Annotated in this window: 9 protein-coding genes; 4 read left to right on the top strand and 5 right to left on the bottom strand. The window is 68.0% G+C overall.

All coding sequences use genetic code 11. From position 1 onward, the window contains the following. Together G4D86_RS35155 and G4D86_RS35150 are read left to right on the top strand one after the other, a co-directional pair. On the top strand, window positions 1–741 hold a 741-nt coding region (locus tag G4D86_RS35155), incomplete at its 5' end, for a DUF3592 domain-containing protein (protein WP_163998491.1). Window positions 742–915: 174 nt separating this feature from the next. Beyond that, complete coding sequence (locus G4D86_RS35150; RefSeq protein ID WP_163998490.1) at window positions 916–1,317, top strand: hypothetical protein; 402 nt, start codon at window positions 916–918, stop codon at window positions 1,315–1,317. A 135-nt stretch (window positions 1,318–1,452) separates the two neighbouring features. Here the strand turns inward: G4D86_RS35150 and G4D86_RS35145 are convergent, their stop codons facing one another. Continuing rightward, window positions 1,453–2,013, bottom strand: coding sequence for a hypothetical protein (locus tag G4D86_RS35145; protein ID WP_163998489.1), 561 nt, complete (start codon window positions 2,011–2,013; stop codon window positions 1,453–1,455). Between the two features lie 125 nt (window positions 2,014–2,138). Continuing rightward, a complete protein-coding gene (locus G4D86_RS35140; protein ID WP_338050627.1) occupies window positions 2,139–3,521 on the bottom strand; it encodes a serine/threonine-protein kinase in 1,383 nt (460 codons plus the stop codon). A 230-nt stretch (window positions 3,522–3,751) separates the two neighbouring features. On the opposite strand from G4D86_RS35140, the gene G4D86_RS35135 reads away from it, so the two are divergent. Then, the gene (locus G4D86_RS35135) at window positions 3,752–4,162 is read left to right on the top strand and encodes a hypothetical protein (RefSeq protein WP_205519977.1); all 411 of its coding nucleotides are present in this window, start codon (window positions 3,752–3,754) and stop codon (window positions 4,160–4,162) included. Between the two features lie 33 nt (window positions 4,163–4,195). On the opposite strand, the gene G4D86_RS35130 is transcribed toward G4D86_RS35135, so the two are convergent. Beyond that, complete coding sequence (locus G4D86_RS35130; protein WP_163998487.1) at window positions 4,196–4,531, bottom strand: hypothetical protein; 336 nt, start codon at window positions 4,529–4,531, stop codon at window positions 4,196–4,198. A 253-nt stretch (window positions 4,532–4,784) separates the two neighbouring features. Between G4D86_RS35130 and G4D86_RS35125 the strand changes: the two genes are divergently transcribed. Continuing rightward, complete coding sequence (locus tag G4D86_RS35125; protein WP_163998486.1) at window positions 4,785–6,119, top strand: amidohydrolase; 1,335 nt, start codon at window positions 4,785–4,787, stop codon at window positions 6,117–6,119. Between the two features lie 84 nt (window positions 6,120–6,203). Here the strand turns inward: G4D86_RS35125 and G4D86_RS35120 are convergent, their stop codons facing one another. Beyond that, on the bottom strand, window positions 6,204–8,075 hold the full coding sequence (locus tag G4D86_RS35120; RefSeq protein WP_163998485.1) for a S8 family serine peptidase: 1,872 nt from the start codon (window positions 8,073–8,075) through the stop codon (window positions 6,204–6,206). A gap of 612 nt (window positions 8,076–8,687) precedes the next feature. After that, entirely contained in the window at window positions 8,688–9,500 is an 813-nt protein-coding gene (locus tag G4D86_RS35115) for a GNAT family N-acetyltransferase (RefSeq protein ID WP_163998484.1), read from the bottom strand. Window positions 9,501–9,509: the final 9 nt, after the last annotated feature.

Below are 9,509 nucleotides of genomic sequence, written 5' to 3'. Positions count from 1 at the left end.
GGCTACTGCGTGGGGGCGGACGAGTACTGCTTCCTCTACGACACGCCGTGGGACGAGGTGCACCGCGCCCTGAACGGTGCTTCCCCCAACGAGTGGTACGACGGCCTCGTGATGCCGCGCGCCTTCCGGGTGCGCTACTCCGTCTCGGCGCCCGAGCGGCACGAGATGGTCGACCCGCTGCTGCGGTCGATGATGGAGAGACCGTTCCGCTACCTGGGGACGCGAGCCGCCGTGCCCCGCCCGCTCACGGCGACCGCGGAGGAAGTCCTCCGCGACATCGACCTCTGGGACGAGCGGCTGCGCTACCTTCGTCGTGGACGGTATCTGGTGCCCCAGGATGTGTCCCAGACGGCGGAGTGGACACCCGCGGTGGCCCGGTTCGGGGGGCTGGTGGGACGCGGCGATGCGGAATATGCGCACTACCGCTACGAGGTGGGCGGGACTTCGTACGTGTTCGCGGTGAAGACCGTGCCGCCCATCTCGCGGATGACCCCGAGCGACCACTCGCCCCAGGCCTCGCGGAAGCGGCGGCGGGCCCATCTGGCCCTGGCGCGTCGGCAGGAGCAGGGCTTCCGGCTGCTTTCGAGCGGACAGGAAATCGGGGTGCGGTTCAATCCGAAGGAGCCCGCGGAACACGTGCTCGGCGCTCCGATGCTTCCGGCGGGGGCACCGCCGCTGGACATCGACCCTTCCACGAGCGTGTACCAGCTCGAACCCATCGTGTTCCCCCGGTCGAAGTAGCGCCTGACTCGGATGGGCGTCACGTCACGGGGATGACTTTGATGGATAGTCAACCATAAATCTGTCTAAGCTGTTTTTCATGGAATCGCGGAAAAACTTCCTTTACGGTCACGATTGGGCGCGGGGCTCAGGCCGCTAGCAGCGCTCACTCATCGATAGACCTGGAGGCTCAAGATGAAGGGCATGATCATCCGTAGGGCGGCATTGGGTGCAGTCGCTGCTGTTCTGGTTGGCTTGAGCGGCGCCCCTGCCTTCGCAGCGAGCGGCTGTGCAAACACGACGGACACGGGCGATACCGCAGGCAAGACCTGCTTCGACGACGGCGGTGACATCTACACTGTGTACGACCTGGACTCCGACAACGAGGGCGTCGTCGGCTGGATCGAGGTCCGGCAGGCTGACGGGTCGTGGAAGGCATTCGCGCGCGTCTACGTCGGAACCGGGTACAACACCCACAAGGGCAACAACGTGGACGTCGTCCGCGAGGGCGCGCAGGTCAAGGTCGTCGCCTGCCGGCAGAACGGCTCCGGTGGTACTCCGTACTCTTGCGGTACAGCGATCATCGCTGGCGACTGACACGAGGATGAACAGGCCAGCCACCCCACGTGCGAGGTGGCTGGCCGGTAGCCGGGCAGAACTGTCCGGCGGGCTCGATGGAGTTCTCCCGCCACTTCGACAACGAGGACAAGAACTCCTGAATGGAGACGGACGTCAGAAACCGACCGCTGCGCTGATCTGCTCCGGCGAGCCCGCCAGGGCGCTGCAGTCCACGGGGAGCAGCAGGTTGGCGGGGTTCCCCTTCTTCAGCCGCTCCGGGAGCTCCTTGATGGTGAGCCAGGTGGAGCTGGGCAGCTCGAAGGGTGTCGCGCCCGCGTAGCGCTCCTTCAGCGCGGGCGGCTGCTCCATGCCAGAGCCCTTCTGCTCATACATGGCCTTCGCGACATCGAAGCGTGCGAAGCATTGCTGGTCATTGGCTGGCAACACCAGCTCCGTGAAGCCGTTGCTCAGGGAGACCTGGTGCTTGCGGTTCGTGCCCGAGACAGAGTCCGTGATGTCCACCAGGTGCGCGCCCTTCTGCACCTCGAAGGTGAAATGGTTCTCGGTGGTCTTCGTGGGCGCCAGGAGCTGGCCATCCACGCTCACCTCGAGACTGGAGCCCTCCGGCGCGACCAGATGGAGACTGGGCTTCCCGAAGAAATACCTGGTTCCGGCGTAGATGCCGCCCACGACAATGGCTCCCCCCACAAGGAGGAGACGGATGTTGCTGGCCATGATACCCCCCACGCCTCTGGAACGAGGCGTATGAGCACATCAGCATCTCACAAACGACGTACGCCAGGAAAGACACGCATCCAACGGTCATTGGCTCCGCTGGCTTCGGCTTTCCGCACCTCGGGCTATTGGCAATCGTTTCCGACGTGCTCCGCGGGACCCGAGGTGGCCGGACGCGGTTTCGGAAATGCGGGGCCGTAACATGCGCCCTTGAACACGTAATAGCTGTAGTTCTCGTCGCAGTCCTTCACGTCGATTTCCAGCCTCAGCCAGCACCCTCCATTGATGGGAACCTGCCCCCTGATGGGACAGCGACCCGTGGCGTCTGGCCGCGCCTGTCCTGGAAGCGGCCTGGGGGGCAGGTCCACCGCGATGGTCGACCACGCGAAAGGCGTCCGAACGAGCGACACCGGGGCCGTCAACGCGGTGTCTCCGAGCGCCACGGTGCCGCCATCCTTTGATTCCTCGGCCGCTGACGCGTGGCGCTGCTCGGTCTCTTCTCCGGGCTGCACGCTCAGCATCATCCCCCCGGCGGCCAAAGCCACGGCGCCTCCCAGGCTGGCCGCCGCGAGCCAGGAGCGCTTGAGCCGCCCAGGCGCTCGATGCACGACGTGTCGGGGGACGACCCATACATCCGTGGGCCAGGCCTCTTCCCTGGCGAAGAGAGGCACCTCCGCCTCCGGCCCCGCCTTCCTCGCGGCCCGCTCCAGCGCCTCGGCCAGTTCGCGGGCACTGCCACGCGCCTCGGACCGCACCGAGAGCATCCGTGACACGAGTTCGCTCAGCTCCGCGCAGCAGCGGACGTTGACGACGCGTGCGGGCTTTGGGCCCGCGCCCTCCGGGCCCCAGACGTGCGAGTCCTTGTCCAGCGGCGCCGCCGTGGGAGGGTATTCGCCAGTCACCAGCCGCCAGGCAGTCACCCCCAGTGCGAAGACATCATCCGCCGGCCCGGGCGCGTAGGCAGGGGTCGACTCGAGGATGGGGAGCCGCACGGAGCGCCAGGCCTCCGGCGAGCGGTAGAGCGGAGTCCCGGGAGGAAACGGCGGCGACGTCAGTGGGACGGCACCCACGTGGTGTCCGGAGCCGAAGTCGGTGAGGAAGACCTGGCCATCCGTGGCGCTCACGAGGACGTTGTCGCCCTTCACATCCCTGTGCACGCCCCCCACTGCATGTGTGGCCGCCAGGGCCCGCGCGAGGCGGGCGAAGGCGTGGAGCACCTGGCGGGAGGTGGGGTTCAGCACGTGTGCCCATTCGTACAGGGACAAGCCCTCGACCCACTCCATCGCGAACCAGGGATGGGGGAGGCCCCACGGCGGTTGCCAGCTCCCATGGTCCACGAGGCGCGGGACGCTCGGGTGGCGGATGCGGGAGAGCAGTTCCACCTCTCGTGCGAAGCGCTCATCTCCGGGGAGCAGGGCCAGCTTGAGGGCGACGGGTCCGGCCCCACCCTCAACGCCGAAGGCGCGGTAGACGGCGCCGTAGGCTCCCGCGCCTCGCCGCTCCAGCACGCGCCAGGGCCCCACCCTCGTCCCCGACGGGAGGCGTGCCGGATTCAGGTGGCCAGGCTGCATGGGTGCCCCACAAGAGGATTCGCTGCGCTCGCGGCAAGCCTACCCTCCGCATTGGCCTGTGTCAGCGCAATCCCCAGGGTGGGGCGTCGCCTCCATGCAGAATGTCCCGGTACCTGGACCAGGGAAGATGGCGATGCGCGCCGTCAGTGCTCCCACGGTGTACCCTCGTGAATGCCATGACCCCCGTGGAGAAGCAGAGACTCATTGACCGCGCTCGCGCCATCCTCCTGGAGCAACTGCGCCTTCACGAATCGCGGGCACGCAGGGAGGACGAGCCGCGCAGCAGCTACGACGAACTCGACGACGCGGTCCGAGGTGCACTTGCTGGAGATGTCGGCACGGTCACCACGCTGCGTCGTGTCTTCGATGAGTGGGGTTTCGCGATGACGAACTCGCTCAACGAGCAGGGGGTGGCCTCGCTGGGACTCGCGCTGCTTGGAGATCGCCAGTCCATCCAGCGCATTCGCGGGGTGAGCCCGATCAACCTGAACCGTGAGGCGAAGCCGCTGGCCCTTGCGCTCCTCGATGCTGGGGAGTCGCAGGACGAGTCCCCGGGCAGCGACCTGCCCGAGGACTGAGCCGCCGCGAGATACCAACGGCGTGAAGGCCCGTCAGGGGCAGTAGGTGCAGTAGAAGTAATCGCTGTGCGAGGCGTACGGCCCGTCTCCGCCCGGGCCCCAGCACTCCGTGGTGCAGTCGTCGTTCGTGTAGCAGGAGGCCACCAGTCCCTCCTCGCTGTAGGGGAGCGAGTTGTAATAGGCGCTGTACCGGGGGCGGTAGAGCTGCACACAGGCCTGGGCGGACACCTCGCCAGCGGCGTCCTCCGTGGGCGCCCCTTCCGAGACGGTCGGCGGGGCGGGCTGCTCCGCGGACGGCTGGGGCTCCGCGCCACACGCCATCAGGAAGCCCGCGGCCAGCACTGCGAAACCACTCAGGGTGCTCTTCATGGTGACACTCCTTTCACAAGGGGGCCTGAATGAGAGCACATTCCCTCACGGACCTCAGTGTGGGGAAGCGCACCCATCCATGCCCCGCGGCGTCACGCCCGGCCCGGGCAATTCATGACCCTGTGAATTTCCCGTAGCCTTATTGCACCTACGTCCGCGTGGTGAAGCGCGCGGCCAGCTTCTTCATCTGTCTCTTTCTCTGCGGCAGGGACCAGAATGAGAAGACATCCCACCTCGAGCCCCACGAGCCCCGATGACGAACACCCTCCTCCGCAACTGTCACGCGCTCGTGCCCGGTGAGCGCGGTGAGCCCACCCTCGCGCGCAACCAGGACATCGTCGTCCGGGGCAACCGCATCACCGCCATCCGCCCCACCAGCCAGGCTCCCGAGCCCGACCTCGACATCATCGAGGCTCACCAGCAGCTCGCCGTGCCTGGCCTCATCAACACCCACTCCCACGTGCCCATGGTGCTCTTCCGCGGCCTGGCCGAGGACGTCCCCATCGAGCGCTGGTTCAACGAGTTCATCTGGCCCCTCGAGAGCAACCTCTCCGAGGAGGCCGTGTACTGGGGCATGCAGCTGGGACTCATCGAGATGATCGAGGGCGGCGTCACCACCGTCGCCGACCACTACTTCTTCATGGACCAGGCGGCTCGGGCCGTCCAGGACGCCGGCACCCGCGCCCACCTCGGCTGGGCCGTGTTCAGCAGCCGGGGCCACCAGGTGCTCGACGAGACCGCCGACTTCGCCCAGCGCTGGAACGGCGGCGCCGACGGTCGCATCACCACCTGCATGGCGCCGCACGCCCCGTACACCTGCGATGACGGCTTCCTGCGCGCCTCCGTGGAGCACGCGAAACGGCTGGGCCTCGGCATCCACATCCACGCCGCCGAGGACATGAACCAGACCCGCGCCAGCCTGGAGCGGCGGAACATGACGCCCATCCAGGTCCTCGAGGACACGGGCGTGCTCAGCGTCCCCACCATCATCGCCCACGGCTGCGGCCTCCTGCCCGAGGACATCGAGCGCCTGAGCCGCTACCGCGACCATGTGGGCATCGCGCATGCGCCGAAGACGTACCTCAAGCTGGCCATGGGCCTGACGCCCATCCCCGCGCTGCGCAGGGCCGGCATCCCCGTGGGCCTCGCCACCGACGGAGCCGTCAGCAACAACACGCTCGACATCCTCGAGAGCCTCCGCCTCATGGCCCTGCTGCAGAAGCACGACGCGAGCAACCCCGAGGTGCTCCCCATCCCCGAGGCCCTCGACATCGCCACGCGCGGCAGCGCGGCCGTGCTTGGAATGGGCGACCGGCTCGGCCAGCTCGCCCCCGGCTTCCTGGCCGACATCATCCTCGTGGACACGCGCGGCGCCCACTGGCAGCCGCCCCACAATCTCGCCGCCGGGCTGGTCTACAGCGCTCGCGCCAGCGACGTGCTGACGGTGATGGTCGATGGCCGCGTCATCATGCGGGACCGCCGCCTCCTCACCCTCGACAAGGCCCGCGTCCTCGCCGAGGTGGCCCGCCACATGGAGCACCTGGCTCGCCGTGTCCCCGAGGCTCGCATCCAGGTCTACGAGCCGTAGCCTGCGTACGAGGAGGGTGTCAGGCTGCAAGAGCCCCACGGCCGGGCACCACCGGCCGGCCATGGGGCTCACTCCATGGCTACGTCACGGTCCGACGAAGCGTTGAATCTGGGCGTTGCCTCCGATGCCCCACACCGTTCCGTCCGCCGCGGCGGATATCTGGTAGAGCGAGCCGAGCACGGGCGCCCAGCTCGAGCCGTTGAACTTGAACACGTGATTGCTCGGGTCGAGGCCCCAGATGTTGGAGGCATTGCCGACGGACACGTAGATCATGCCGGCCGGCCGGGTGAACGCGTTCCACGAGGTGCCATTCCACTCGAGGACGCGCAGGCTATCCGCCGGGTTGGTGGCCCACAGCGCGCCGTCCTCGCCCACGGAGATGCGGTCGACGGAACCGATCTTCTGCTCCCAGGCCGAGCCCGTGTACCGGTACAGGTAGCCGGCGGTGTCCAGGCCCCACACGGTGTTCGCATTGGCGATGGTGACCTGCTTCATCCCGGTCGGGATGTTGAAGGCCCACTCGGTGCCGGTCCACCGCAGCACGCGCATGCTGTCCGGCGGGTTGGTGGCCCACAGCGCGCCATCCGACGACGCGGCGAGCTCGCTCACGCAGCAGCGCTTGAAGTCCCAGCCGGAGCCGTTCCACTTGTAGTGTCGTCCCACGGTGTCGAGCAGCCAGATGTGGTTCGCGCTCCCGACGGCGACCTGCTTCGGCGTGATTCCCGGCGGCGGGGGCACCACCTCGAACGCTGTCTCGAGCGGGACGACCAGCGAGTAGAGGAACCGGTTGGGCGAGCCCTTCAGGTCCTGGATGACGTTCTGCGTGCTGCCGCCCAGGAGCGCCTGCGCCACGGCGGCCGGAGCGGCGGTGGGGAACTTCTGGAGGTACAGCGCGGCCACGCCGGCCACGTGGGGCGCGGCCATGGAGGTACCGTCCAGGTTGGCGGCGGCGGTGTCCGAGGTGTACCAGGCGGAGCGGATGTCCACGCCCGGCGCGAAGAGGTCCACGCAGCTCCCCCAGTTGGAGAACACGGCACGCGTGTCATTGATGTCCGACGCGGCCACGGTCAGCGCCTCGCCGGTGCGCGCGGGAGTCTTGGTGCACGCGTCCGCGTCTTCGTTGCCCGCCGCGAGGACGTACGTCACTCCGGCCGCGATGGAGGCACGCACGGCGTCGTCGATGGGCGAGTACGCGCCGCTGCCCAGGCTCATGTTGGCCACCGCGGGCTTCTGGTGGTTCTTCGTCACCCAGTCGATGCCAGCGATGACGCCGCTGGCGCTCCCGCTACCGTTGCAGCCGAGCACGCGCACGGCGTGGAGCCGCACGCCCTTGGCGACACCGGAGATGGTGCCTCCGATGCTGCCAGCCACGTGCGTGCCGTGCCCGTTACAGTCATTCGTGCCAAGGCCGTCGTTGATGGCCGTGAAGGCCGGGGTGACCCGTCCGCCAAACTCCACATGCGAGGCGCGGATGCCCGTGTCGAGGACATAGACATTCACGCCCTGGCCCGTGGTGGATTGCACGTAGCGCGTGTCATAGACGCGCGGGTGCGTATCGAGACGATCCAGGTCCCATTGGGCGTTGTTCTGCACGGCGTCCAGCTCGAATTGTCCGTCCTGACTCACCGACTTCACGCGCCGGTCCGTGGCGATGGCGACGGCCCGGCCGTCATTCAGACCGCTGGCGGCGAAGCCCAGCAAACTCCCGTCATAGACGTACAGCAGCGTTGCGTGGAGGTGCGCGGTCAACTCCTGTGCCGCGGCCGGGGCCTCGGCCGGCGTTACCTTGGTTTCGTCGAAGATGAAGATGTACTGACCTTCGATGGGATTCGCCGGCCGCTCGATTGCGGGTACCGAATTCGGGTGGCCGACTCTTGCTGCCTGTGCACTGACACTGGTGGCGAGCAGCAGTCCCAAGAACAGACGCTGCGCCAGGAGACTCGACTTCAACGACATGTAACCCCCCTTTGGTTGATGTTGCGGCCGGGTGCCTCTCCAAATCCCGGGCCAGACCTCACTCAGTGTGAAGATTTTCGAGGCCTCAGAGTATTGATCGGCGGTATGACAAATGGATCGCCCGGTTCGCGGGGCGCTGACACGTCAATGCGCAGGGCCGAGGTTCGGGCTGACACGTCAACGCATACACATACGGGGAAACCACAGGGTCCGATCTGATTCGTCAGTGCATACACGTATGGTGAAGCCGCAGGGGCGGCTGCTGGACCCGGCGCGCGAGCTCACGCTGCCAGGCCGGTACCGAGCCCAACCCTGTCAGGACCTCACACCGATGCCCGAGTCAGACCCTCACCTGCTCGACTTGTTTTCGCGGGCCTTCACCGACCCCGGGCTGGCCAGGGGAGAGGGCCGCTTCCTCCTGCGGCCGGGCGACATGCCCTGGGAGGTCTTCGAGGCCACGCTCGCGCACTTCGTCGAGCGCACCGTGGCGGCGACCCCGGGCGCGGAGACCCGCCGTCGCCGTCGACCAGCCCTGGGACTCCGTCGTGGTCCAGCATCGCGACGCCATCGCCGCGTGGCGGGCGCTCATCGAATGAACAGACGTGCGCCGCGCTACGAGCGCGGGGCCGACAGCTGCCGCACCATCACGACCTTGGGGTACGCGATGAAGAACCCCATGCGCTCCATGTTCCGCTGAGACGCGCTCGCCGGCAGGGTGCTGCTCGCCGCCAACGTGCACCCCTGGCGAAGGGCCCACGCCAGTCGCGCCGCAATCAGCTCCTGCTGGAGTCCCCTGCCACGGAAGCGCTCACGCACCCCCGTTCCCGACAGCGTCGCCACGCCGTCATGCAGGGCCACGGTGCCGCCGCCCGCGGGCTCTCCGTCCACTAGCGCGAGGAAGCAGGTGGTGCCAGGCATCGTCGCCGTGGCCAGCATGAGCGAGGCCTCCGCGTCCGACACATCCTCGCGTCCGAGGAAGCCCCGGGCCACCGAGAGAGAGAAGACCTCGGCCTCGCCAGGGCGGAGGGGGCGAACCTCCGCGACCGTCGGCGGAGTGGGATGCCCCGGCAACGCGCGCACGAGCACCTGCTGGAACTCGCCCACCTGGTAGCCCCGCTGCGCCAGCCCCTGGGCCAGCGTGGGATGGGCGAAGGGCAGCAAATCTATCTGGAGCGCGCCGCCGCCCTGGCCCAGATGGGACTCCACCCGGTCCAGGTCCTCGGCGCTGACGGGCCCGTCCAGTCCCAGCGCGAGCGCCTGGGTGAGGGGCGAGTCCGGACCGTTGAAGAGGGCCAGTCCACCCGCGACTTCGAGGACACCGGAGGGCGGCGTGGCACCGCGATTCTGCGCGGCCTGGGCCAGCTCCAGGCGCCGGGCGAGTTGAGCGTCCACGACCAGGCGTGACGGAGAAGAAGAGGGCTGCATGGCGCGCAC

The sequence above is a fragment of the Pyxidicoccus caerfyrddinensis genome, assembly GCF_010894405.1.
GTDB classification, from domain to species: domain Bacteria; phylum Myxococcota; class Myxococcia; order Myxococcales; family Myxococcaceae; genus Myxococcus; species Myxococcus caerfyrddinensis.
Note: the sequence above shows the minus strand (reverse complement) of the source record. Positions and strands in the feature narration are given on the sequence as shown.

Coding starts and splice junctions, on each gene's coding strand:
- G4D86_RS35150 (WP_163998490.1), top strand. CDS start 916: ATGAAGGGCATGATCATCCGTAGGGCGGCATTGGGTGCAGTCGCTGCT.
- G4D86_RS35145 (WP_163998489.1), bottom strand. CDS start 2,013: ATGGCCAGCAACATCCGTCTCCTCCTTGTGGGGGGAGCCATTGTCGTG.
- G4D86_RS35130 (WP_163998487.1), bottom strand. CDS start 4,531: ATGAAGAGCACCCTGAGTGGTTTCGCAGTGCTGGCCGCGGGCTTCCTG.
- G4D86_RS35125 (WP_163998486.1), top strand. CDS start 4,785: ATGACGAACACCCTCCTCCGCAACTGTCACGCGCTCGTGCCCGGTGAG.
- G4D86_RS35120 (WP_163998485.1), bottom strand. CDS start 8,075: ATGTCGTTGAAGTCGAGTCTCCTGGCGCAGCGTCTGTTCTTGGGACTG.
- G4D86_RS35115 (WP_163998484.1), bottom strand. CDS start 9,500: ATGCAGCCCTCTTCTTCTCCGTCACGCCTGGTCGTGGACGCTCAACTC.